The sequence below is a fragment of the Streptomyces sp. NRRL B-1347 genome, assembly GCF_000720325.1.
In the GTDB taxonomy this organism is placed as follows: domain Bacteria; phylum Actinomycetota; class Actinomycetes; order Streptomycetales; family Streptomycetaceae; genus Streptomyces.
The window spans coordinates 170104-193905 of record NZ_JOJM01000001.1; the positions used below are offsets into that span (position 1 = coordinate 170104).

General features: G+C 75.2%; 27 protein-coding genes. 21 read left to right on the forward strand and 6 right to left on the reverse strand.

The features are described 5' to 3' along the window. Window positions 1-18 precede the first annotated feature (18 nt). Window positions 19-636, forward strand: coding sequence for a phage holin family protein (locus IG74_RS45390; RefSeq protein WP_078868478.1), 618 nt, complete (start codon window positions 19-21; stop codon window positions 634-636). Window positions 637-664: 28 nt separating this feature from the next. Here the strand turns inward: IG74_RS45390 and IG74_RS0100750 are convergent, their stop codons facing one another. Next, the gene (locus tag IG74_RS0100750; protein ID WP_051854432.1) at window positions 665-1294 is read right to left on the reverse strand and encodes a hypothetical protein; all 630 of its coding nucleotides are present in this window, start codon (window positions 1292-1294) and stop codon (window positions 665-667) included. 29 nt (window positions 1295-1323) lie between these two features. Further along, complete coding sequence (locus IG74_RS0100755) at window positions 1324-2442, reverse strand: enolase C-terminal domain-like protein (protein WP_030667742.1); 1119 nt, start codon at window positions 2440-2442, stop codon at window positions 1324-1326. 283 nt (window positions 2443-2725) lie between these two features. Here IG74_RS0100755 and IG74_RS0100760 point away from each other — a divergent pair, with 283 nt between their 5' ends. The 13 genes from IG74_RS0100760 to IG74_RS0100820 all read left to right on the forward strand — a co-directional run bounded on the left by IG74_RS0100760 (window position 2726) and on the right by IG74_RS0100820 (window position 12501). Beyond that, window positions 2726-4096 carry an NAD(P)/FAD-dependent oxidoreductase gene (locus IG74_RS0100760; RefSeq protein WP_037824142.1) on the forward strand — a complete coding sequence of 457 codons (1371 nt, stop codon included), beginning with the start codon at window positions 2726-2728 and terminating at the stop codon, window positions 4094-4096. Between the two features lie 6 nt (window positions 4097-4102). Then, entirely contained in the window at window positions 4103-5974 is a 1872-nt protein-coding gene (locus IG74_RS0100765; RefSeq protein ID WP_051854414.1) for a transketolase, read from the forward strand. A gap of 13 nt (window positions 5975-5987) precedes the next feature. Further along, window positions 5988-6938, forward strand: coding sequence for a non-homologous end-joining DNA ligase (gene ligD / locus IG74_RS0100770; protein ID WP_030667750.1), 951 nt, complete (start codon window positions 5988-5990; stop codon window positions 6936-6938). Between the two features lie 56 nt (window positions 6939-6994). Beyond that, window positions 6995-7315, forward strand: a complete 321-nt coding sequence (locus tag IG74_RS0100775) for a gas vesicle protein (protein ID WP_030667753.1) — start codon at window positions 6995-6997, stop codon at window positions 7313-7315. Between the two features lie 77 nt (window positions 7316-7392). Further along, window positions 7393-7827, forward strand: coding sequence for a gas vesicle structural protein GvpA (locus IG74_RS0100780; RefSeq protein ID WP_030667756.1), 435 nt, complete (start codon window positions 7393-7395; stop codon window positions 7825-7827). Beyond that, window positions 7824-8585 (forward strand): GvpL/GvpF family gas vesicle protein, encoded by a 762-nt coding sequence (locus IG74_RS0100785; protein WP_030667767.1) that lies wholly within the window; start codon window positions 7824-7826, stop codon window positions 8583-8585. The genes IG74_RS0100780 and IG74_RS0100785 overlap by 4 nt, the downstream gene beginning before the upstream one ends. 9 nt (window positions 8586-8594) lie before the next feature. Further along, window positions 8595-8912 (forward strand): gas vesicle protein GvpG, encoded by a 318-nt coding sequence (locus IG74_RS0100790; RefSeq protein WP_078868479.1) that lies wholly within the window; start codon window positions 8595-8597, stop codon window positions 8910-8912. After that, the gene (locus IG74_RS0100795; protein WP_030667771.1) at window positions 8909-9634 is read left to right on the forward strand and encodes a hypothetical protein; all 726 of its coding nucleotides are present in this window, start codon (window positions 8909-8911) and stop codon (window positions 9632-9634) included. The genes IG74_RS0100790 and IG74_RS0100795 overlap by 4 nt, the downstream gene beginning before the upstream one ends. Then, window positions 9627-10661: an SRPBCC family protein gene (locus IG74_RS0100800; protein WP_078868480.1), complete on the forward strand. Its 1035-nt coding sequence runs from the start codon at window positions 9627-9629 to the stop codon at window positions 10659-10661. Before IG74_RS0100795 ends, IG74_RS0100800 begins: the two co-directional genes overlap by 8 nt. After that, a complete protein-coding gene (locus IG74_RS0100805; protein ID WP_030667778.1) occupies window positions 10658-11059 on the forward strand; it encodes a gas vesicle protein in 402 nt (133 codons plus the stop codon). The genes IG74_RS0100800 and IG74_RS0100805 overlap by 4 nt, the downstream gene beginning before the upstream one ends. Before the next feature lie 61 nt (window positions 11060-11120). Then, window positions 11121-11993: a GvpL/GvpF family gas vesicle protein gene (locus IG74_RS0100810; RefSeq protein ID WP_037824222.1), complete on the forward strand. Its 873-nt coding sequence runs from the start codon at window positions 11121-11123 to the stop codon at window positions 11991-11993. Then, entirely contained in the window at window positions 11990-12184 is a 195-nt protein-coding gene (locus tag IG74_RS0100815; RefSeq protein WP_030667784.1) for a gas vesicle protein, read from the forward strand. Before IG74_RS0100810 ends, IG74_RS0100815 begins: the two co-directional genes overlap by 4 nt. A 53-nt stretch (window positions 12185-12237) precedes the next feature. Continuing rightward, a complete protein-coding gene (locus tag IG74_RS0100820; RefSeq protein WP_030667787.1) occupies window positions 12238-12501 on the forward strand; it encodes a gas vesicle protein K in 264 nt (87 codons plus the stop codon). Between the two features lie 21 nt (window positions 12502-12522). On the opposite strand, the gene IG74_RS0100825 is transcribed toward IG74_RS0100820, so the two are convergent. Beyond that, window positions 12523-13371 (reverse strand): methyltransferase domain-containing protein, encoded by an 849-nt coding sequence (locus tag IG74_RS0100825; protein WP_030667789.1) that lies wholly within the window; start codon window positions 13369-13371, stop codon window positions 12523-12525. A 117-nt stretch (window positions 13372-13488) separates the two neighbouring features. Continuing rightward, window positions 13489-14976: a bifunctional phosphatase PAP2/diacylglycerol kinase family protein gene (locus IG74_RS0100830; RefSeq protein WP_030667792.1), complete on the reverse strand. Its 1488-nt coding sequence runs from the start codon at window positions 14974-14976 to the stop codon at window positions 13489-13491. Window positions 14977-15173: 197 nt separating this feature from the next. Here IG74_RS0100830 and IG74_RS0100835 point away from each other — a divergent pair, with 197 nt between their 5' ends. The 3 genes from IG74_RS0100835 to IG74_RS0100845 all read left to right on the forward strand — a co-directional run bounded on the left by IG74_RS0100835 (window position 15174) and on the right by IG74_RS0100845 (window position 18858). After that, window positions 15174-16802, forward strand: a complete 1629-nt coding sequence (locus tag IG74_RS0100835; protein ID WP_030667795.1) for an ABC-F family ATP-binding cassette domain-containing protein — start codon at window positions 15174-15176, stop codon at window positions 16800-16802. 52 nt (window positions 16803-16854) lie between these two features. Beyond that, on the forward strand, window positions 16855-17817 hold the full coding sequence (locus tag IG74_RS0100840) for an AraC family transcriptional regulator (protein WP_063761196.1): 963 nt from the start codon (window positions 16855-16857) through the stop codon (window positions 17815-17817). A gap of 456 nt (window positions 17818-18273) precedes the next feature. After that, window positions 18274-18858, forward strand: coding sequence for a TIGR03086 family metal-binding protein (locus tag IG74_RS0100845; RefSeq protein WP_030667800.1), 585 nt, complete (start codon window positions 18274-18276; stop codon window positions 18856-18858). Between the two features lie 34 nt (window positions 18859-18892). Here IG74_RS0100845 and IG74_RS0100850 read toward each other — a convergent pair whose 3' ends face one another. Beyond that, entirely contained in the window at window positions 18893-19330 is a 438-nt protein-coding gene (locus IG74_RS0100850) for a CBS domain-containing protein (protein ID WP_030667803.1), read from the reverse strand. 220 nt (window positions 19331-19550) lie between these two features. On the opposite strand from IG74_RS0100850, the gene IG74_RS52640 reads away from it, so the two are divergent. Further along, window positions 19551-19700 carry a hypothetical protein gene (locus tag IG74_RS52640; RefSeq protein WP_170316535.1) on the forward strand — a complete coding sequence of 50 codons (150 nt, stop codon included), beginning with the start codon at window positions 19551-19553 and terminating at the stop codon, window positions 19698-19700. Between the two features lie 638 nt (window positions 19701-20338). Further along, window positions 20339-21118, forward strand: coding sequence for an RNA polymerase sigma factor SigF (locus IG74_RS0100860; protein ID WP_051854433.1), 780 nt, complete (start codon window positions 20339-20341; stop codon window positions 21116-21118). Here IG74_RS0100860 and IG74_RS0100865 read toward each other — a convergent pair. After that, complete coding sequence (locus tag IG74_RS0100865; protein WP_030667808.1) at window positions 21099-22238, reverse strand: PAS domain-containing protein; 1140 nt, start codon at window positions 22236-22238, stop codon at window positions 21099-21101. The two genes, IG74_RS0100860 and IG74_RS0100865, sit on opposite strands and share 20 nt — an antisense overlap. An 81-nt stretch (window positions 22239-22319) precedes the next feature. On the opposite strand from IG74_RS0100865, the gene IG74_RS0100870 reads away from it, so the two are divergent. Then, complete coding sequence (locus IG74_RS0100870; RefSeq protein WP_030667810.1) at window positions 22320-23030, forward strand: ANTAR domain-containing response regulator; 711 nt, start codon at window positions 22320-22322, stop codon at window positions 23028-23030. Window positions 23031-23085: 55 nt separating this feature from the next. After that, window positions 23086-23685: a hypothetical protein gene (locus tag IG74_RS0100875; protein ID WP_030667813.1), complete on the forward strand. Its 600-nt coding sequence runs from the start codon at window positions 23086-23088 to the stop codon at window positions 23683-23685. Window positions 23686-23802: the final 117 nt, after the last annotated feature.

The following is a 23802-nucleotide window of genomic DNA, read 5'->3' on the forward strand; positions in this document are numbered from 1 at the left end:
GCGGGGTACCCGGCGGCCATGACTGCATCGGACCCTCACCACCAGCATCCGATCCCCCCTTCGAGCACGCCGAGCACGCCGAGCACACCGAGCACACCGAGTGCACCGAGTGCACCGGGCAAGGCGGCCACCGGCCTCGCGACCCCCGCGACGGCGCTGAGCGACGCGCTGTCGCAGGTCGTCCACGAGGCGGTACGCGCGTCCCTGCAGGAGTCGGTGCGCACCGAACTGCGCACCCAGCTCCGCGCCGAGCTCGCCGACGCGGCGCGAAAGCAGCGCCGCAAGGCCTCGCTGTACGCGACGGCCGGAGTCTTCGCGCTGTACGCGGGCGCCGCCGCGGCGCTCACCCTCGGACTGGTCGTCGCGATCGGCCTGCCCGGCTGGGCGGCGGGCCTGATCGTCACCGCACTGCTCGCGGCCGTGGCCGTGGTCCTGCGCAACGCGGCCCGGCCCGCCCGGTCCGCGCCCCCTGCCGACAGCCGCGCCTCCGAGGGCGCCGCGGCGGCCGAGCACGCCGTGCCCCCCGCTCCCCGCGGCGGCCCGGGCACCGCCGACTTCCCGGCGGTGCCGGCCACCCCGCCCGGCGTCACCACGCCGCCCGCCAGCTCCGAGTTGCCGAGCCCGCGGGCGCGCTGAGGCGGGCCGTGGGGGCGTACGGGCCCTGTCAGCCGCCGTCGGCACCGGGGCGGCCCGCGCCGGGACCCGCCGGGCCCTCGCCCACCGCCACCGCGTCCGGCAGCCAGCCCGTCGCGCCGAGGACCGCCGCCGCCACCTCGCCCACCGTGCGGCCGTCCGTCGCCACCCGGTGCGTGCCCGCGGGGACGCGCGCGTCCAGGTGCCGCGCCATGTGCGCGCTGCGGCGCAGCTGCCGTGCCAGCTCCGAACCCCGCTCCCGGGCCGTCAGGCGCTGCTCGGCCGTCGCGTCCGTGGCCGTGAGCAGGACGCGGACGAGGCGCGGCGACCCGAGGGCCTCCGTGAAGATCCACTCCTCGCTGCCGAGCACGGCTGCCGTGTTCGTGTACACGAGCCGACGGCAGCCCAGAGCCGCGTAGTTCGCCCACAGCGCCGCGAGGTTGCGGGTGGTGAGCCGCGAGCGGTCCGGGTCGTCCGGCGGCGCGGGATGCACCGTGTCCAGTACGTCGCCCTCGATCAGGGCGTGACCGACGTCGGCGGCCCGCAGCCGGGCCGCGACCTCCCAGCCCACGGACGTCTTGCCGACCCCGGAACGGCCCCCGATGAGCAGGACCTCCGGGTGTGCCCCACCCAGCGGCTGTGCTTCCCTCAGCGCATTCATGACCGCGAGCGTCCCAAGCAGGGCTGCCCTCACGCCACCCGGTATTCCTGCACCTCCCCCGACCGCAGCGCGAGCCCGTGCCCCACACCCCCGTCCGGCCGCACCGCCCCGCCCGTCGGGTCGAGTACGCCGTCGAAGAACATCGACTCGATCCGCACGTGGTCGTGGAACCACTCCACGTGCCGCAGGTTCGGCACGCACGCCGCGGCCGCCGCGTGCGCGTGCGGGGCGCCGTGCGCCGACACCTCCAGGCCGTGCGCCTGGGCCAGGGCCGCCGCGCGCAGCCACTCGGTGAGGCCGCCGCAGCGGGTCGCGTCGACCTGGAGGCAGTCCACCACGGGGACCATGCGGGCGAAGTAGGGCAGGTCGCAGCCGTACTCGCCGGCCGTCACGTCACAGACGAGGGCGTCCCGTACGAGGGCGAGCCCGCGCAGGTCGTCGGACGACACCGGCTCCTCGAACCAGCCGACGCCGTGCTCGGCGAGGACCCGGCCGACGCGCACCGCCTGCTTGCGGGTGTAGCCGCCGTTCGCGTCGACGTACAACTCGGCCTGCCGGCCGATGACCTGGCGGGCCGCGCGGACCCGGGCGATGTCACGGGCCGCGGCGCGGCCCCAGTCCTCCCCGACCTTGATCTTGACGCGGGGGATGTGCTGGCCGTGCACCCAGCCGTTGAGCTGCGCCGCCAAGTGTGTGGCGTGGTACGTCGTGAAGCCGCCGCTGCCGTACACCGGCACGTCGGCGCGGGCCGCGCCGAGCAGCCGCACCAGCGGCACCTCCAGGAGGCGGGCCTTGAGGTCCCACAGGGCGATGTCGACCGCCGAGAGCGCGCGGGTCGCGATGCCGGGGCGGCCCGCGTCGCGCACGGCCTTGGCCATCGCGTCGTGCGCCGCCGGAATGTCCAGGGCGTCCCGGCCCGTGAGGACCGGCGCGAGCTGTTCGCGCACCACGTCGACGGCGGCGCTGGGCGCGTACGTCCAGCCGGTGCCGGTGGTGTCGGCGGCGCGGACCTCCACGACGGCGATCGTCGTGGCGTCCCAGGCGAACGTGGCGTCGGCCTCCGGCGCGTCGGCGGGCACCGTGTACGCGGACACGACGGGCGGCTCCAGAGGGACCGCGTCCGACGGGGACGGACCGGGCGGCTTCATCGGACGGCCTCTCTCACGACGGGACGGACGGGCCCGCCCGCGACGGGACGTCCGCGACTTACGCGCCCGCGCGCCCCGCGAGAGCCCCGCTGGGGGCCGGTCCGCCCCGCACGGGTAACCCGTGCTTCCACGCGGCAAACGGCGGGGCGTTTCACCCCGGCGGCCACGGGCACCTGGGAGGTCCGTGCGGGAGCACACGCACCGTCGCCCGCACCGGTAGCCCAGAGGCATCCGTGCGCGAACACCGTACGGATGCCGTGCCGCACTCCACCGGAGGCGCAACGTGAGCCGAGCATCCCACCGCCCGCACGTCGTGATCGTCGGTGCCGGCTTCGCCGGGTTCCAGGCCGCGCGCACCCTCGCGCGGCTCGCCCGCCGCCGGGCCGACGTCACCCTGCTCAACCCCACCGACTACTTCCTCTACCTGCCCCTGCTGCCACAGGTCGCCGCGGGCGTCCTCGAACCGCGGCGCGTCACCGTGTCGCTCTCGGGCGCCCTCAAGCACGTCCGGCTCGTCCTCGGCGAGGCCGACGGCATCGACCTGGAACACCGCGCCGTGCGCTACACCGGCCCGGAGGGCGAGCGCGGCGAACTGACCTACGACCGCCTCGTCCTCGCCGTCGGCAGCGTCAACAAGCTGCTGCCGGTGCCCGGCGTCGCCGAGCACGCGCACGGCTTCCGCGGCCTGCCGGAGGCGCTGTACCTGCGCGACCACGTGACCCGGCAGATCGAGCTCGCCGCCGCCGCGCCGGACGCCGCCACCTGCCGGGCCCGCTGCACCTTCGTCGTCGTCGGCGCGGGCTACACCGGCGTCGAAGTCGCCGCGCACGGGCAGCTGTTCACCCGGTCCCTGGTGCGCCACAAGCCGCTGCGCGCCGGGATCGAACCCCGCTGGCTGCTCCTGGACATCGCGCCGCGCGTCCTGCCGGAGCTCGACCGGCGGCTCTCGACGACCGCCGACCGCGTCCTGCGCGGCCGCGGCGTGGAGGTCCGCACGGGCACCTCCGTGAAGGAGGCCACGCGCGAGGGCGTCCTCCTCGACGACGGCGACACGGTCGACACGCGCACCCTCGTGTGGTGCGTCGGCGTGCGCCCCGACCCGCTCGTCGCCGGGATCGGCGAGCCCCTGGAGCGCGGGCGCCTCGTCGTCGACCCGTTCCTGAACGTGCCGGGCCACCCCGAGGTGTTCGCCTGCGGGGACGCGGCGGCCGTGCCCGACCTGGCCGAGCCGGGGAGGTTCACGGCCATGACCGCCCAGCACGCCTGGCGGCAGGGCAAGGTCGCGGGCCGCAACGTGGCGGCCTCGCTCGACATCGGCAGGCGCGGCGCCTACCGCCACCACGACCTCGGCTTCACCGTCGACCTCGGCGGCGTCAAGGGCGCCGCCAACCCGCTCGGCGTCCCGCTGTCCGGGCCGCTCGCCGGGGCCGTCACCCGCGGCTACCACCTGGCCGCCATGCCCGGCAACCGCGTGCGCGTCGCCGCCGACTGGCTCCTCGACGCGGTCCTGCCGCGCCAGGGCGTGCAGCTCGGCCTCGTCCGGTCGTGGTCGGTGCCGCTCGACACGGCGTCGCCCGAGCTCGCCCGGGTGCCCGGCGGGCCCGCCCCCGGCCGGAGCCCCGAGTCCGCGCCCGAGACCAAGCCCGAGGAGTGAACGACCATGACCGAGACCACCCCGCGCGGCTCCACCGCGCCGGACCAACTCAGCGAACTGGCGCGGCAGTTGCGCGTCGACTCCGTGCGCGCCGCGGCCGCCGCCGGATCCGGGCACCCCACCTCGTCCCTGTCGGCGGCCGACCTGGTGGCGGTGCTCTTCGCCCGCCACCTCAAGTACGACTTCCAGCGCCCCGACCACCCCGGCAACGACCGGTTCATCCTCTCCAAGGGACACGCGTCGCCGCTGCTGTACGCCGCGTACAAGGCGGCGGGCGCGCTCGGCGACGAGGAGCTGCTCACCTTCCGCAAGCAGGGCAGCCGCCTCGAAGGCCATCCGACGCCGCGCCGCCTGCCGTGGGTCGAGGTCGCCACCGGCTCGCTCGGCCAGGGCCTCGCCGTCGGCGTCGGCATGGCCCTGTCCGGCAAGCGGCTCGACCGCATCCCCTACCGGGTCTGGGTGCTGTGCGGCGACGGCGAACTGGCCGAGGGCGCCGTGTGGGAGGCCGCGGAGCACGCCGCGTACGAGCGCCTGGACAACCTCACCGCGCTCGTCGACGTGAACCGGCTCGGTCAGCGCGGGCCCACCCGGCACGAGGGCGACCTCGACGCGTACGCGCGCCGCCTGAAGGCCTTCGGCTGGCACGTCGTCGCCGTCGACGGGCACGACATCGAGGCGGTCGACCGCGCCCTGCACGAGGCGCGCTCCACCACCGGCCAGCCCACCGCCGTCCTCGCCCGCACCCTCAAGGGCAAGGGCGTCGCGTCCGCGGAGGACCGCGAGGGCCTGCACGGCAAGCCGCTGCCCGACGCCGACGCCGCGGTCGCGGAGCTCGGCGGCCCCGGGCGGCTGCGCGTCAACGTCCAGGTGCCGCCCGCGGCCCGCGTGCTGCGCGCCACCCGCAGCGGCCACCTGGAGCTGCCCCGGTACGAGGTGGGCGCCGAGGTGGCGACCCGGGACGCCTTCGGCCAGGCGCTCGCGGCGCTCGGCACGGCACGCGGCGACGTCGTCGCCCTCGACGGCGAGGTCGGCGACTCCACCCGCGCGGAACTCTTCGCCAAGGAGCACCCCGAGCGGTACTTCGAGTGCTACATCGCCGAACAGCAGCTGGTCGCCGCCGCTGTGGGCCTGGCCCGGCGCGGCTGGGTGCCGTACGCGGCCACGTTCGCGGCGTTCCTCACCCGCGCCCACGACTTCGTGCGCATGGCGGCCGTCAGCGGCGCCGGCATCGGCCTCGTGGGCTCGCACGCGGGCGTCGCCGTCGGCCAGGACGGGCCGTCCCAGATGGGCCTGGAGGACCTGGCGATGTTCCGCGCCGTGCCCGACTCCACCGTCCTGTACCCGTGCGACGCCCCGCAGACGGCGCGGCTCGTCGCCGCCATGGCCGACCTCGACGGCGTGCGCTACCTGCGCACGACGCGCGGCGCGACCCCCGTCCTCTACGGCCCCGGCGAGGAGTTCCCCGTCGGCGGGTCCAAGGTGCTGCGCTCCAGCGACGCCGACCGGCTCACGGTCGTCGCCGCCGGAGTGACCGTCCACGAGGCGCTCGCCGCCGCCGGCGCCCTCGACCGCGAGGGCATCCCGGTGCGCGTCGTCGACCTGTACTCGGTCAAGCCCGTCGACCGGCGCACGCTGCGCGAGGCCGCCGAGCGGACGGGCTGTCTGCTCACCGTCGAGGACCACCGGCAGGAGGGCGGCATCGGCGACGCCGTCCTGGACGCGTTCAGCGACGGCAGCCCCGTGCCGCGCCTGGTGCGCCTCGCGGTCACCGGCGTGCCCGGGTCCGCGTCGCCCGCCGAGCAGCTGCGGGCCGCGGGGATCGACGCGGAGTCCATCGCGGCGGCCGTACGGCTGCTCGTGGAACACGTGGTGCGCTGACGGGGGAGCGGACATGAGCGAGACGCGCACCGTGCGGGCGGGCCGCCGCACCGTCGCACTGCACCGGGCCCGGAAGCCGTTCATCCCCGAGGGCGCGGGAGACGCCGCGGGAGGCGCCGTGTACACGAAGGGGGACCTCTTCGACTACTACCGGTCCGTCGCCCCCTTCATGCTGCCGCACCTGCGCGGCCGCCCCCTGATGCTGGAACGGCACCCGGACGGGATCCGCGGGCCGCGCTTCATGCAGAAGGACACGCCGGACCACTACCCGGACTGGATCGGCCGCGCCGAGGTGCCCAAGGAGGGCGGCACCGTCACGCACACCGTGTGCGACGACAGCGCCACGCTCCTTTACCTCGCCGACCAGGCCTGCGTCACCCTGCACCGCTGGCAGTCCCGCGTCGGCCGCGTCGACCGGCCCGACCGCATGGTGTTCGACCTGGACCCGGCCCGGGACGGCACGCCGCAGGACGTGTACGGCGCGGTGCGCGACGCCGCCGGGCTGCTCGGCGAACTCCTCGACCAGGTGGGCCTGCCGTCCGCCGTGATGACCACCGGTTCGCGCGGCCTGCACGTGGTCGTCCCCGTCAACGGCCGCCACCACGTCGACGACGTCCGCGACTTCGCCAAGGAGCTCACCGGCGTCCTCGCCGCCGCGCACCCGGACCGGTTCACCACCGCGGTCCGCAAGAAGGACCGCGGCGGACGGCTCTACCTCGACGTGCTGCGCAACGGGTACGCGCAGACGGCCGTCGCGCCCTTCTCGGTGCGGGCCAGGCCCGGCGCGCCGGTGGCCGTGCCGCTCGCCTGGGAGCAGCTCGACGCCCCCGGCACGCACGCGGCCCGCTGGACCATCACCGACGCGGTCGCGCAGGCCCGCACGGACCCCTGGGCGGGCCTGCTGCGCTCGCCCCGCGCGCTCGGCCCGGCCCGCCGCAAGCTGCGGGCGCTGCGGGGCGGCTGAAGGACCGGCGGAGGTTTGCCCCCGCGCGACCCGGTCACTCGGGTCAGGAGGTGGCCATGACGCATACGTCCCGCAAGCAGAACAACACGACAGCGGAGTCCGAAGACCTGCCCGGCCCCGTTCAGGTGCTGCGGCACGCGCGGGAGCAGCTCTCCGAACTCACCGGCCTCGCCGCCGAGTCCGTCTCGTCGTTCGAACGCACCGACGACGGCTGGGAGCTGGAGGTCGAGGTCCTCGAACTCGCCCGCGTACCGGACACCATGAGCCTGCTCGCGACCTACGCCGTGAGCCTGGACCCGGGCGGCGGGCTCACCGCCTACCGCCGGGTGCGCCGCTACGAGCGCGGCCGCGCCGACCCGCACCGCACGGGCGGCTGACCGGCACCCCTACCGACAGCCCAGCAGACCGACGACATCCCAGACACCCTCACCCAAGGCAAGGAGGACCGGTCGGCATGACCGTCGTCCCAGCACAGCAGAGCGGCGGCGCAGGCGGCACCAGCGGCCTGTACGACGTCATCGAACTCATCCTCGACCGCGGCCTTGTGATCGACGCGTTCGTGCGCGTCTCGCTCGTCGGCATCGAGATCCTCAAGATCGACGTGCGCGTCGTCGTCGCCAGCGTCGACACCTATCTGCGCTTCGCCGAGGCCTGCAACCGCCTCGACCTGGAGGCCGGGCCGAAGCGGAGCCCCGGCCTGCCCGACCTGGTCGGCGAGATCACCGAGTCGGGTGCGCGCGGCAAGTCCAAGGGCGCGCTCAGCGGCGCCGCCCAGACCGTGTCGGACGCCTTCAAGCAGGCGCGCGAGGAGGGCCGCTCCGGCGAGGAGGAGGCCGCCCGGCCGCGCCGGCGCAGCACGTCACGCTCCCGGAAGGAGGAGACGGAGTGACCACGTACATCTACGGGATCGCCCACAGCGGCCACCCGGCGCTGCCGGAGGGCATGGGCGGCATCGGCCAGCCGACGCGCCCGGTGCGCGTCCTCAGGCACGGCAGGCTCGCCGCGATCGTCAGCGACAGCCCCGACGACCTGCGCCCCAAGCGGCGCGACCTGCTCGCCCACCAGAGCGTCCTGGACGAGGCGGGCGCGGGCGGCCCCGTCCTGCCGATGCGTTTCGGCAGCCTCGCGCAGGACGACCAGGCCGTGCTCGACGTCCTCGACGAGCTGGCCGACCACTACGAGGAGCGGCTGCGCTCCCTGGAGGGCAGGGCCGAGTACAACGTGAAGGCCGTCCACGACGAGCAGGCCGTCCTGCACCAGGTGCTCGCCGAGAACCCCGAGCTGCGCGCCCTGGCCGAGGCCAACCGCAAGGCGGGCGGCGGCACCTACGAGCAGAAGCTGCGGCTCGGCGAGCAGCTGACCGCCGCCGTGCAGGGCCGCGAGGCCAGCGACGGCATCGAGGTGCGCCGCGCCCTCGAACCGTGCGCGGAGGCCGTAAGCGCGGGCCCCGAGGGCACGGGGTGGCTCGCCAACTACTCGTTCCTGGTGCGTCGCGAGTCCGCGGAGGGCTTCGTGGCCGCCGTCGCGGAACTGCGCAAGACGCAGCCGCACCTGGACGTGCGCGTGCACGGCCCGCTGCCCCCGTACAGCTTCGTCGACTCCGTCGGCCCCGTCGCGCCCGCGGACGACGCGGCGCGGGCGCGCTGAGGCCCGCCCGTGGGACTCGTCGGCGAACTGCTCGCGCTGCCGCTCGCCCCCGCCCGCGGCACCCTCTGGGTGCTCCGCCAGGTGGTCGCCGAGGCGGAGCGGCAGTACTACGACCCCTCGGCCATCCGTGCCGAACTCGCCCGGCTCACCGAGCTGTTGGAGGCGGGCGAGATCGGTGAGGCCGAGTTCGACCGCCGTGAGGACGAGCTGCTGACGCGGCTCGGCTACGGCGCCCGGCGGGGAGCGGCTCCGGAGGCCGCTCCCCGGACCGCCTCCCAGGACGGCCCCGGGACCGCTCCGGAGGAGAACAGGACGGCGACACGATGAACCGTTTGGCAGTGGGCCTCGCCGTAGGCGCGGGGTACCTCTTGGGACGGACCAAGAAGGCCAAGCTGGCCTTCGCCGTCGGCACCATGGTCGCGGGCAGGAAGCTGAAGCTGAGCCCCGCGTCCCTGGCCCGCGCGGTGACCGACCAGCTGGAGAACAACCCGCAGTTCAAGGAGATCGGCGACCAGCTGAAGGAGGACCTGCGGGGCGTCGGCAAGGCGGCGACCGGCTCGCTGCTCGACCGGCGCCTGGAGTCCTTCGCCGACCGCCTGCACGACCGCACCCTCGACGTCCGGGACCGGATGGAGGGGGCGGTGCCCGGCATGGACGGGGCGGACGGGCCGGACGGCGCGTCGGACGAGGAGCCGGAGGGGCCGGAGGGCGCCGACGAGCCCGAGCGGTCGCGCGCGTCGGACGAGAGCGACGAGAGCGACGAGGGTGATGAGCGCGACGAGCGCGACGAGCCCCGTCAGAAGGGCGGCACGGCGGCCAGAAAGACGCGGTCGGCGGCCAAGAAGGCCACCCGGTCGGCCACGGGCAAGAGCGGGGCCGCCACGGGGTCCGGGCAGGCCCGGAAGAAGAGCCCGGCACCCCGCAAGGCGCCCTCCGCCCGCTCCAGCCAGAGCCGGGACGGCGCGCAGCGCGGCACGGCGAAGCGGGCCCCCGCGAAGCGGCCCGCGGCACGGAAGTCCGGCCGCGCGAAGGGGGGCGACGATGCCTGACACGCGCGAGCGGATCCGCGACACCGCGAGCGGGGCCACGGGCTCCGCGAACGGCGCGGGGCCCGGGGGCGCGCTGAGCGCCGCCCTGCACGGCCCGGGCGCCGACCGCCTGAAGGACGAGGTGCGGGCCTACCTCATGGCGCAGGCCGAACGGGCCCTCGTCGGCGTCGGCCGCAAGCTCGGCGACGCCACCGTCAAGCTCAACGACGTGGCCGAGGGCCGCAGCCCGGGCTTCGCCCGCCTCGCCCTCGACGGCGGCCGCAAACTCGCCTCCGGCAAGGGCCCGTTGCGCAGCGCAGTGGAGGTGGGCGGCAGCCATCTGAAGGACGCCGTGACCGGCTCCCTCAAGGGCGCTCTCGACAAGGCGCGCGGCAAGGGCGGCAAGAGCGGCAGCGGGCAGAAGCCCACCGTCATCCTGGAGCACGTCGACGTGGGCGTGCCCGTGCGCGAGGCGTACGAGCAGTGGACGCGGTACGAGGAGTTCGCCACCTTCACCAAGGGCGTACGGGACGCCACCGAGGTCAGCGACACCGAGTCCCACTGGAAGCTCAAGATCTTCTGGTCCAGCAGGAGCTGGACGGCACGCCTCGTCGACCAGGCGCCCGAGGAACGCCTCGCCTGGACGTCCGAGGGCGCCAAGGGCACCACCAAGGGCGTGGTCACCTTCCACCCGCTCGGCGAGCGCCTGACCCGGGTCGTGCTGGTCATCGAGTACTACCCGAAGGGCCTGTTCGAGCGGACCGGCAACCTCTGGCGCGCCCAGGGCCGCAGGGCCCGCCTCGACCTGAAGCACTTCGCCCGCCATGTGTCGCTGCGCTCGGCGGCACAGGACGCCGAATCCGAATCCGACGCCGATACCGACAGCGAGGACGTGGAGCCCGAGGAGGACGCCGAGGACGTGGCGTACCGCGAGGACGACGACACGTACCCGGAGGAGGCCGTCGAGGAAGAGGACGACGACGGCGAGTACGCGGAGGGCGAGGCCGAAGCGGACGAACCCGTGGCGGCGACCCGGAGCCGTCGATGACGACCGCGAGCAGGCTGCCCGATTCGTACGGCCAGGGCGGCGGCACCAACCTCGCCGACGTCCTGGAGCGCGTCCTGGACAAGGGCGTCGTCATCGCCGGGGACATCCGGATCAACCTGCTCGACATCGAGCTGCTCACCGTGAAGCTGCGGCTCGTCGTCGCCTCGGTGGAGCGCGCCAAGGAGATGGGCATCGACTGGTGGGAGGACGACCCGGCCCTGTCCAGCAAGGCGCACAGGTCCGAACTGGCCCGGGAGAACGCCGAGTTGAAGCAGCGTTGGGAGCGGCTCGAACTGACCAGGGGCGGGGCCGCGGCCGAGCGCGGAAGCGATGCCGAACGTGACCGCGGAGGTGAACCGGAACGTGACCGCGGAAGTGAACCAGAACGTGAGCGATGACGTAACCGATGATGTGCCCGATGACGTGACCCACGGTGGGGGCGACGACGCGAGCGGCGAGCTGCGCTACGTCTACGCGGTGTGCCGCCCGCTGCCCGGGCCGCTGCACGCCGACCTCACCGGGGTCGGCGGCACGCCGCCCCGGCAGCTGGCCCACGAGGGCCTGGTGGCCGTCCTCAGCCCCGTCCCGGCCCGGGACTTCGGCCTCGAACCGCTGCGCGCGCACCTGGAGGACCTGGACTGGCTGGCCGAGACGGCCCGCGCCCACCAGCACGTCATCGGCGCGCTCGCCGCCGTGACGTGCCCGCTGCCGCTGCGGCTCGCGACGGTGTTCCGGGACGACAGCGGCGTACGCGCCATGCTGGAGAGCGAGAACGCGCGGCTGCGCCGGATCCTCGACCGCATCGACGGACACGTCGAGTGGGGGGTGAAGGTGTGGCTGCACGCCGACGCCGGCGGCCTCGCGTCCGCCGGGTCCTCGCGCCCGCGCGGCGCTCCCGCCTCCGGGCGCGACTACCTGCGCCGGCGCAGGGAGCAGCGCACGGCGGGCGAGGAGGCCGCCGCGCGGGCCGAGGTGTTCGCGCGGCGGCTGCACGCCGAGCTCGCGCGGTCCGCCGCCGCGTCCCGGCAGCACCCGCCGCAGAGCCCGGCCCTCGCCGACGCGGGCGGCGGCCTGAACATCCTCAACACCGCCTATCTGGTGCCCCGTTCGGAGGCCGAGGAGTTCCTGGAGCGGATCGGCCGCACCGAGGGCAGCCAGCCGGGCCTGCGCGTGGAGGTGACGGGCCCCTGGGCGGCGTACTCCTTCACGGACGACCCGGCTTCCACGGACGAGTCGGCTTCCACGGACGAGTCGGGTTCCAAGGACGATTCGGGTTCCACGGACCGCCCGGCTGCGGGCGGCGGGGCGAGGAAGGGCGCTGAGGGCGGATGACGGCGATCGAGCCCCTGCACGGCCGTGAGATCGCGCTGGTCGACCTCCTCGACCGGCTGCTCGCCGGAGGCGTGGTCATCGCGGGTGACCTCACCCTGCGCATCGCGGACGTGGACCTCGTCCGCGTCGACCTGAAGGCGCTGATCAGCACGGTCGGCGCGGCGGTGCCGTCGCCCTGGCCCGACCGCTGAAAGCCCGGCCGCCGAACGGGAGCGAACCCCCGACCACCGAACGGGAGCCGACCGTGGACCTCGAACCCCAGACCGTGGAGCGCGACCTCGTCGCCCTCGTCCTCACCGTCGTCGAGCTGCTGCGCCAGCTCATGGAGCGCCAGGCGCTGCGCCGCTTCGACACCGGTGAACTGACGGAGGACCAGGAGGAGCGGATCGGGCTCACGCTGATGCTCCTGGAACAGCGGATGGCCGAGCTGCGCGAGCGCTACGGACTGCGACCCGAGGACCTGAACCTGGACCTCGGGCCGCTGGGACCGCTGCTGCCCAGGGAGTGACGAGCCTCCATCGCCCCCGGATCACCTCCGGCACAGCACCTCGCCGTGCAGCACGGCGAACCAGCCGTCCGGCGCCCGCCCCCACTCCCGCCAGGCCTCGGCGACGGCTCGCAGCCGCTCGGCGTCGGCGTGCCCGCTCCCGACGGCGCGGTCCGCGTACGCGGACGCCACCGTCCGGTCCGCCCAGAGCCCGGCCCACCAGGCGCGCTCGTCGGGCGTGCTGTAGCACCAGGTGCTCGCCCCCGCGGTGACGTCGGTGAAACCGGCCGCGAGGGCCCAGGACTTGAGGGCGCGGCCCGCGTCCGGCTCCCCGCCGTTCGCGCGGGCCACGCGCCGGTACAGGTCGAGCCAGTCGTCCATGCCGGGCGTGCGCGGGTGCCAGGTCATCGCCGCGTAGTCGCTGTCGCGGGCGGCGACGATGCCGCCGGGCGCGCAGACGCGGCGCATCTCGCGCAGCGCGCGCACCGGGTCGCCCACGTGCTGGAGCACTTGGTGGGCGTGGACGACGTCGAAGGAGCCGTCCGGGTATTCGAGGGCGTGGACGTCCCCGACGGTGAACTCCACGTTGCCCAGGCCCCGTCCGGCCGCCGTCGCCCGTGCCTGGTCCAGGATCTCCGGCGCCCGGTCGAGACCCGTGACGTGTCCTTCCGGGACGAGCGCCGCGAGGTCGGCGGTGATGGTGCCAGGACCGCAGCCGATGTCGAGCACCTTCATGTGCGCCCGGAGCGAGCCGACGAGGTACGCGGCGGAGTTGGCGGCGGTGCGCCAGGTGTGGGACCGCAGGACCGACTCGTGGTGGCCGTGCGTGTAGACGGCCGCGTCGCGTCGCGGCCCGTCCGCCGACGCGTGCTGAGACCTCTGCTGTGACATGTCTGGACTGTACGCCGCCGTACCAGATCATGAGACCTGCGTATCAAGATATGGACTGTGGGCTACGGGGTGCGGTCGCGGTCCGGCGGCGTCGCACCGGGCCGAGCGGAGCCGCGCTCACACCAGTTGCGAAGGGCGGTACACCGTCAGCGCCTCCGGCAGCTTCTCGATCAGCAGCTCGCCCTCGACCGGTGTGATCTCGCCGTCGTACGCCACCACGGTGCCGGGCGCGAGGCCCGCGACGCGCAGCTTGCGGCGGCGGATCGCGGTCTGCACGGGGGAGCGCTCCACCGGCGAGGTGAGGGCGGCCGCGAGCAGCCGGGCGCCGGGCCTGCGGCCGCCGTGCACGATGCGGACGTCGAGGAGTCCGTCGGCGAGGTCGAACCGCCGCGCGGGCGCGAGGCCCAGGCGGTTGTACACGCAGTTCCCCGCGAACAGCAGCCACAGCGCCCGTTCGGTGCCCTGGAACTCGGCCCGCATCGGCTGCCGGTCCGAGCGCAGCACGTGGGCGGCCGCGAGGACCCCGGCGGGCCAGCCGCCGATCCGGTGCGACCACCGCTCGCGCTCGCGCACGAGGTCGGGGTAGACGCCGAGGCTGAAGGTGTTGAGGAAGTAGCCGTCGCCGTGGCCCGCGCTGAACCGCCCCACGTCCACCGCGACCGCGTCCCCCGCCTCGACCGCGGCGGCGACCTCGCGCGGGTCCTCGGCGCCCAGGTCCTGCGCGAAGTGGTTGAGCGTGCCGCCCGGCACCACCACGAGCGGCACGTCGTGCCGCAGGGCGGCGGCCGCCGCCGCGTTGACGGTGCCGTCGCCGCCGCACACGCCGAGCACCCGCGCGCGCTCCGCCGCCTTGTCGAGCTCGGCGCCCACCTCGTCCGGCGCGCACCGTACGACCTCGGCGTGCGGCAGCGCGTCGAGCAGCGGGCGCACCCGGTCCGGGGTCCGCGCGCCCTCGTTCACGACCACCACCAGGCCGCGCCCGCCCGGCAGGGCGGGGGCGTCGACGCGCGGGCGGCCCGGCGGCGGCAGCTGGGACCGGGTCGGCACCAGGCCGCGCACGGCGTAGGCGGCGCCCGCGCCCAGGGCGGCACCGGCGAGCACGTCGCTGGGGAAGTGCACCCCCGTGTACACCCGGGACAGGGCGACGGCACCGGCGAGCGGCGCGACGGCCGCGCCCAGGCCACGCGACTCCAGGGCCACGCCCGTGGCGAAGGCGGCGGCGGACGCGGCGTGGCCCGAGGGGAACGACGTGGTGATGGGCTGGCGCTTGAGCCGCCGCATCAGGGGCACGCCGTCGAGGAGCGGCCGCGCCCGCCGCACCGAGCGCTTGCCGAGGGTGTTGATGGTCGCGGACGCGAGCGCCAGCGAGGCCACGCCGCGCACGGCGGCGCGCCGGGCCCGGGGGTGCCGGGTCGCCGCGAGCGCGGCGCCCGTGGCGAACCACAGCACGCCGTGGTTCGCCGCCCGGCTCAGCCGCGGCAGGACCTGGTCGGCCCCGGGCCAGTGCTGCTCGGCCACAGCCGTGAAGACCCGGCAGTCCAGCGAGACGAGACGGGCCTTGGGCCCACGGGCAGGGGGCAGGGGAAGCTCGGCGTCAGGACTCATGGAACCCGGGTACCCGGGGAACGCCGCCGCCAACGGCAGAGTGATCCGCCCCACTCCGAACCACCCCGCCCCGAACCACTCCGCCCCGCTCCGCACCGCCCCTACCCGCCCCGAGCGGCCTCGCCGCGCACCCCGCGGCCCGCGACCGGGAGATAACCGTTTGCCGCCCACGCGCGGGCCCACGGACAATCGCCCTCATGGGACATCTAGAGGCCGCGCACATCGAGTACTACCTTCCGGACGGCCGGGCGCTGCTCGGAGATGTCTCCTTCCGCGTCGCCGAGGGCACATCGGCCGCCCTCGTGGGGCCGAACGGCGCGGGCAAGACCACCCTGCTCAAGCTGATCGCGGGCGAGCTGCGCCCGCACGGCGGCACGGTCACGGTCAGCGGCGGCCTCGGCGTCATGCCCCAGTTCGTCGGCTCCGTGCGGGACGCGACGACCGTGCGCGACCTCCTCGTCTCGGTGGCGCACCCGCGGATCCGCGAGGCCGCGCGCGCCGTGGACGCCGCCGAGCACGCCCTCCTCACCGTCGACGACGAGGCGGCCCAGCTCCAGTACGCGCAGTCCCTCGCCGACTGGGCGGAGGCCCGGGGGTACGAGGCCGAGACGCTGTGGGACATCTGCACCACGGCCGCGCTCGGCGTGCCGTACGAGAAGGCGCAGTGGCGCGAGGTCCGCACGCTCTCCGGCGGCGAGCAGAAGCGCCTGGTCCTGGAGGCGCTGCTGCGCGGCACCGACGAGGTGCTGCTCCTCGACGAGCCCGACAACTACCTGGACGTCCCCGGCAAGCGCTGGCTGGAGGAGCGCCTGAAGGAGACCCGCAAGACCGTCCTGTTCGTCAGCCACGACCGCGAGCTCCTCGCCCGCGCCGCCGACCGGATCGTCAGCGTGGAGCCCAGCCCCGCGGGCTCGGACGTGTGGGTCCACGGCGCCGGCTTCGCCACGTACCACGAGGCGCGCCAGGAGCGCTTCGCGCGCTTCGAGGAGCTGCGCCGCCGCTGGGACGAGAAGCACGCGCAGCTCAAGAAGCTCGTGCTCGACATGCAGCAGTACGCGTCGCGCAGCGACGAGATGGCCTCGCGCTACCAGGCGGCCAAGACGCGGCTGCGGAAGTTCGAGGAGGCCGGGCCGCCGCCCGAGCCGCCGCGCAAGCAGGACATCACCATGCGCCTGCACGGAGGCCGCACCGGCGTGCGGGCCGTGACCTGCAAGGACCTTGAGCTCACGGGCCTGATGGAACCCTTCGACCTGGAGGTGTTCTACGGCGAGCGCGTGGCCGTGCTCGGCTCGAACGGCTCGGGCAAGTCCCACTTCCTGCGCCTGTTGGCGGGCGACCCCGAAAGCCCGGTGGCGCACACGGGCCAGTGGCGGCTCGGCGCCCGCGTCGTGCCCGGGCACTTCGCGCAGACACACGCCCACCCCGAGCTCGAAGGCCGCACCCTCCTCGACATCCTGTGGCGCGAGCACGCCAAGGACAGGGGCGCGGCGATGTCACGGCTGCGCAGGTACGAGCTGACCGCGCAGGCCGAGCAGCGCTTCGAGAAGCTGTCCGGCGGCCAGCAGGCCCGCTTCCAGATCCTGCTCCTGGAACTCCAGGGCGCCACCGCCCTGCTGCTCGACGAGCCCACGGACAACCTGGACCTGGAGTCCGCGGAGGCGCTCCAGGAAGGCCTGGAGGCGTACGAGGGCACGGTGCTCGCGGTCACCCACGACCGTTGGTTCGCCCGCTCCTTCGACCGCTTCCTCGTCTTCGGCACCGACGGCCGGGTCCGCGAGACCCCGGGGCCCGTCTGGGACGAGCGCAGGGTGGAGCGCGCGCGGTAGCGTGGCCGACAGCGCAGGGAATTCCGCCGTACGCTGCGCAGTTGGAGACACCGTGTCCGTGAGGACGTCCTTCAGGACGGGCGACGTCGACGAGGCAAGGCAGCTCATCGAGGCCACGTACTACAGCAACTTCATGGACGTGTGCGAAGGGCCGCGGCCCTTCCGCGCGCGGTACGACATCGGGGAGCTGGGGGCGCTCACGCTCGGCGACATGAGCTGCGGCGCCGACGTCCGGATGCGCTTCGGCGAGCTGGGCGCCTACCACGTCAACATCCCGCTCAGCGGACACCTGTCCTGGCGGCAGGGCCCCGTGCCCTCCGCGACGGCGACGCCCGGCAGCGCCGCGGTCTACCAGCCGGTGGGCGACACCGTCCTGGACCGCTGGTCCGGCGACTGCCGCCTGCTCGCCGTGAAGCTGGACCGCGCGGCCCTCGAAGGACGCCTTGAGCAGCTCATCGGCAGGCCGCTGCGCGGCCCGGTGTCCTTCGGCCCGGTCTTCGACACGCGGCACGGCGCCGGACGCGGCTGGGCCCGGCTCGTGCGCACCGTCGTGGCGGACCTGCGCGAGGACGACGGCGTCCTGACCCACCCACTGGTCGCCGAGCCGCTCCAGGACGCCCTCCTGAACGGCCTGCTGCTCGCCGCCGACCACCGCTACCGCGACCGGCTCGCCGACCCCGTGCACCAGCTGCGGCCCGCCCCCGTCAAACGCGTGGTGGACGCCGTCCAGGCGCGCCCCGAGCACCCGTTCACCACCGCGTCCCTCGCCGCCGAGGGCCGCGTCGGCGTGCGCTGGCTCCAGGAGGCCTTCCGCCGCTACGTGGGCATGTCGCCGATGGCGTACGTACGGGACGTGCGGCTCGGACGGGTCCGCGAGGAGCTGCTCGGGGCCGGGCCGGGGGAGCGGTCCGTGAGCGAGGTCGCCCACCGCTGGGGCTTCACCCACCTCGGCCGGTTCGCCGAGCAGTACCGGGGGCGGTTCGGGGAGCTGCCCTCCCAGACGCTGCGGCGCTGACCCGAGCGCGCGGTCCGCAGCGAGCGCGCGGTCCGCAGCGAGTGCGCCGGGCGGAGCGTGTGCGCTATCCGGACGCGGTGCGCTATCCGGACAGACCGTGCGCACAGCGGATCGTCGGCGCGCGGGTGCCCGCCTAACGTGACTCTGTCGCCGGGTGGACCGGTCGTGTCGCGGGGGTCCTAGCCTTCTCCCGGGACGGGCCGTGGACGGAACCTCGGTGCTTCCGGCCCGGCTCCGCTGAGCGCCGGGCCGGTTTCGGACCGGCGGGCCCGGTCGTTCCCCCTGGCATTCCCCCGTGTGCCATCGGGCCCGCCTCTCCGAACGCCGCCGAACCCTTCCAGGCCGCTGCCAGGTGGCTTCCAGGTCCCTTCCCGGCCCCTCCCCGGTGGTTCGCGCCGGGCGTCCCGGTCAGACTCGACAGCACGGCAGCCGCCGGACCGACGGACGGGAGACCGCATGAGCGCCAGCGAGGACCGACGGGTTCTGGAACGGCACGGCCAGGCCCTGGACCAGTTCACCGAGCGGGTCCACGCGGTCCGGCAGGACCAGTGGGACGCCGCGACGCCCTGCGCGCGGTGGACGGTCCGCGACCTCGTCAACCACCTCGTGGCCGAGCAGCTGTGGGCCCCGCCGCTCGTCCGCGACCGCGCCACCGTCGAGGCGGTCGGCGACGCCTTCGACGGCGATCAGCTCGGGCCCGACCCCGTCGCCTCCTGGGACACCGCCGCCGCGGCGTCCCGCGCCGCGTTCCGCGCGCCGGACGCGCTCGCGGGCACCGTCCACCTCAGCTACGGCGACACGCCCGCGCGCGACTACTGCGCCCAGATGACCACCGACCTGGTGGTGCACACCTGGGACCTGGCGCGCGCCATCGGCGCCGACGAGCGCCTGCCCGGCGAACTCGTCGCCGCGGCCGCGCGCGAAGTCGCCCCGTACGCGGCCGACCTGGCGAAGAGCGGCCTGTTCGCCGCCGCGGTGCCGCCACCGCCGGAGGCGGACGCGCAGACGAAACTCCTGTGCCTGCTCGGCCGCACCCCCTGAACCCGCACCCCCTGAACAGGGCCGTGCCGCCCGCTCAGCGGGCGGGGCCCGCGCCGCCGTCAGGCGCGGCACGGCTGATGTCGGCGAGCGCGGACGCCGGGTCCTGCTCGATCGCCAGGTCGCCGAGGCTCACCATGCCCACCGGCCTGCCGCTCTCCACGACCGGCAGCCTGCGCACCGCGTGGTCGCGCATCAGGCCGACCGCCGCCGCCACTTCGTCGTCGGGGCCCACCACCACCGGGTTCGGCGTGCACACGGCCTGCGCGCTGACCGTCAGCGGGTCGGCGCCCTCGGCCACGGCCCGCAGCGTGATGTCCCGATCGGTGAGCACCCCCACCACCTGATCGCCGTTCGCCACGACGACGTCGCCGATGTCCTGGGCGCGCATCAACTGCGCGGCCTCGACCAGCGAGGCGTCGGGCCTGACCGCGACGACCCCCGGTGTCATGACTTCCCTCACGTACTCCGCCATGTCCGCAGAGACCTCCTTCGTCCGTCAGCCTTCGTTCGTCAGCCTTCGTCCGTCACCGATGCGACCCCGCCCGCAGTACCCCTGTGCCGCCCCTCCATGCCTCACCTGGCCGGAGGGGGCGCGATCCGGCGCGCGGCCGAGGTTTGCCCGGATGGGCGGGGGAGACCCGGGGCGCGACCTCCCTCACATCGAAGCCTTCACGCAGAGGGGAGGAGCGGTCATGGCGGTTCTCGCCGTGTTCATTCCGGTGCTGCTGCTGGGCGTGGTGCTCGCGCTCGGCCGGTACGAGGAGCTGTTGCTGCCACCCGCGGAGCGGTCCGAAGAACCCTTCGAGCCCTTCGTGGGCGACGGCGCGCACCGCGCCCTGTGACGGACGCGGCCGGGCGGTGCCCGAGCCCCACACCGGACGCCGCCCGAGCGGACACGGGCCCGCCGTATGCCCTTCGCGTCACTCCCGGGCCTCCCCGGACCGGGTCTCCCCGGACGCCGGGGGAAAACCCGCGCCCTGGCCGTCGCGGCGTTTGGTGCGCGGTGCGAGGGGCAGGCGGAAGGGAGTGCTTCGGAACGGAGGCACGTCCGTGGGAGAGGCTTCATTCGCCCCGGGTGTGCCCTGACGCGGCACGTGCCCGCACTCCCACGGTGACCGTGCGACCCCAAGCACCGCCAAGGGAGTTGTGACGCACCATGCCTACGGACGCAGCACGTCCTGAGGAAGCCGCGGCTGTCCCCGCAGAGACCTCGTCGAGCACGACGAACTCGTCGAGCACGACGAACTCGTCGAGCCGAACGAACTCGTCGAGCACGACGAACTCACCGAGCAAGACGAACTCACCGAGCAAGACGAACTCATCGAGCACGACGCACCGCGAGCGCCCGCACCACGGCCGACCCGGCCAGCAGCCGCAGCGCCCCCAGCGCCCCGCGGCGCGGAGCTCCCGTGCCGGGCGCCCGCGCGCCTCCCGGCACCCCCACGACGACGCCCCCGACACCGCCGCGGCCTTCGCCAGGCTGTGCGCGCTCCCGCACGGCCCCGAGCGGGACGCCCTGCGCGAGGAGGTCGTGCGCGCCTGGCTGCCGATGGCCGAGCGGCTCGCGGGGCGGTTCCGCAACCGCGGCGAGTCCCTCGACGACCTGCGCCAGGTCGCGGCCCTCGGCCTGGTCAAGGCCGTCGACCGCTACGACCCGGAGCGCGGCAACGCCTTCGAGAGCTACGCCGTGCCCACCGTCACCGGCGAGATCAAACGCCACTTCCGCGACCACATGTGGACCCTGCACGTGCCCCGGCGCGTCCAGGACCTGCGCAACCGCGTGCGGTTCGCCTGCCAGGACCTCTCCCAGACCGTGTCCGGGCGCGCCCCGACCATCGCCGAGATCGCCGAGCGGGCCGGGATGAGCGAGGAGGACGCGGCCACAGGCCTTGAGGCCCTCGACAGCTTCACCGCCCTGTCCCTGGACGCCGAACTGCCCGGCAGCGACGACGGCTACGCCCTGCGCGACACGCTCGGCGGCCCCGACCCCGCGCTCGACGTCGTCGTGGACCGCGAGGCCGTCAAGCCGCGCCTCGCTGCGCTGCCCGAGCGCGAACGGGCCATCCTCTACATGCGGTTCTTCGGCGACATGACGCAGAGCCGCATCGCCGAGCACCTGGGGATCTCCCAGATGCACGTGTCGCGCCTCATCAGCCGCTGCTGCGGGCGGCTGCGGGACGAGATCACCCGCGACCTGACGCGGCACCCGGCCCGCCCCCGCCCCGCCGCGTCCGGCGAGATCACCCGGGACGCCGCATAGCGAGCGCGATGTGACGGGACATCACGTCCACGGCGCGCGCCTCCGCCATCGAGAAGGCGAGGCGCGCGCCGGTCCTGAACAGGCTGAGCACCCCCTCGGGCGGACCGCCCGTGCCCGCGCCGAGGGCCACGCACAGCAAGGACGTCACCTGCGCCCGGACGAGCACCGGCGCGCCGGACGCGTCCCGGCCGAAGCCGTCCTCGGGGTGCGGCCGCACCTGGAGGACGGGCGCGCCGCAGCGCACCGTCTCCAGCACCAGCGGGCAGTCGGCGGGATCCTGCGCGAGGACGTCCGCCACCGGCCCGCCCCGGGGCCCGAGCACCGTGGTGCGGCGCGGCCGGGCGGCGCCCTCGTCGGTGATCACCCAGTCCGCGAACGTGCCGTGCAGGACGCCGGCGGCGCGCCGCAGCACCTCGGCCGGTTCGCCCGGCGGGGCGGTGAGCAGCGCCGCCGTCATCGCGTCCGACAGTTCGAGCAGCTCGGCGTGGCGGGTCGCCTCGGCCAGGTCGGGGGCGCGGCCCCGCAGGGCGCCGAACGTGCCGTGCTCGTCGGCCCGCGGCTCACCCGCTCCCACCGGCTGCAGTACGACGAGGACGACCGTGCGGGGCTCCGTGCCGGGCCGCAGCGCGGTCAGGGTCGCCCGCAGCGGCTGCTCGGGGCGCGGCTGGAGGCGCACCGTCAGGCTCCGGTCGCCCTCGCCGCGGGCGACCGCCGCGGCCTGTGAGCGGAACGCGATCCCGTCGGACGGCGTCAGGAACCCGGACAGCGGCCGTCCGGTCGCGTATCCGCCGCGCACCCCCGTCAGGCCCGTCGCCGCGCCGTTCATGCGCCGCACCACGGTCTCGGCGTCGACGAGCACCACGGGCAGCGGGAACCGCTGGAACACCGCGCGCAGCAGCCGCTGTTCGTCGCGGTCGGACGAGACGGCCGCGGCCGGGCCGTCCACCGAGAGCCGCTCGAACCCCGGCCACAACCGCTCGGCCGCGTGGTCCAGTTCGAACAGGGCCGCGTCGAGCATGGTGCCGAGGTCGCCGGACGGCACGGCGCGCGACGCCTTCAACTCCGCGACGCGGCGCACGAAGTCCGCGAGCTCCTCACCGAACTCCTCAGTCTGGGGCATGCGTCGAACGTAACCGCTGGACCCGTTTTCCGGAGGCTTCCGCGGGAAACCGCACAGGTGGGAAGCAAGGAGGAGAGCGCCATGCCGATGCCGATCGGACCGGAGGGACCGGAATCCGTCCTGCCCCAGCGCAGACTGTCCGAACTCGCCGAACAGGCCGTGCGGTGCACCGCCGCGTGCTGCGGCGCGGGCACCACGGTCACCGACGGCGGCGACGAGCTGCCCACCGCCGTCACCCACCCCGACCTCGCCGGGCTCGTCTCCGTCCAGCTCCGCTCCGGCGAGGGACCCATCCCGGCCGCGCAGGAGCGCGGCGCAGCGGTGGACGCCGCCGACCTGCTGCGCGACGAACGCTGGCCCGAATACCGTGCCCTCGCCCTGGACTCCGGCGTCCGCGCGAGCGTGACGCTGCCGTTCAGGCGCTCCGGCCTCACCCTCACCCTCAGCCTGTTCAGCTTCCGCCCCGGCAGCCTGGACGACGTGAGCTGCGGCCCCGCGCAGGCGCTCGGCGACCTCGCGACGGCCGGCCTGGTCCGCGACCGCCACTACCGCGCCGCCCTCACCGAGCTGGACCACCTGGGCGAGGCGCTGCGCACCCGGCCCGTCGTCGACCAGGCGCGCGGCATCATCATGCACGTCCTGAGCTGTGACGCGGACCAGGCCTTCGGCCTGCTGCGGCGCATCTCCCAGACCACCAACCGCAAGCTCTCCGAGGTGTCGGCGGCCCTGGTGGACACCCGCGGCCGCGGCCTGGAGCGCGAGCTGACCACACTGGCGAGGCGGAGCCTTTAGCCCGTCCGGCGCGGGACGACGAGCGCGCGTGGCGCGGAACGGCTCGAATGAACCCATGCGCACTTCCGTCCCGCTGGCCCTGGCCCCCCTCACCCTGGCCCTGTACCCCCTCCTCGCGCTCGCGCCGCCCGCCCACGCGGAGGGCGGCGCGGCCGCCGAGGTCACCCCGGCGCGCGCCGCGCCCGGCGAGCAGGTCACCGTCTCGGTGGCCTGCCCGGCCACCGGCACCACGCCCCCGCAGACGATGGACGCCAGCTCCCAGGCCTTCGAGCAGGGCACCGTCACGCTCCAGCGCGTACCGGACCACCAGAACCGGAACCCCGGCGGCGCCGGTTACCAGGGCACCGCCCGCATCGCCCCCACCACCGGCTTCGACGGCGGCGGCCCGAACGCCGCCGGACCCGTCTCGGAGTGGTCCGTGGACGGCGTGTGCCCCGACGACGGCCAGTGGCAGGCCACGTTCACCGTCACCCGTGCCGCGCCTGGCCCCTCGCACACGGCGCCCGCGCCCGCCGCGCCGCACGGCGTCCGCGCGGGCCGGGGCGGCGCCTTCACCGACTCACCGGCGGCCCTCGCCGCCGGTGGCGTCCTGGTGGCGGGCGCGTGCGCCGCCGCCGTCCACCGACTGCGCCGCGATCGCGCCTCCACGCGCTGACCGCCGCACGGAGCAACGCGTCCGCCCCCGGAAGATGGAGCGGCGCCGCCGTGGGTACGCACAGACCCGACGGCACGCGGATGGTCACACGGGTGGCCAGGGGAGCGCACGGAGGTG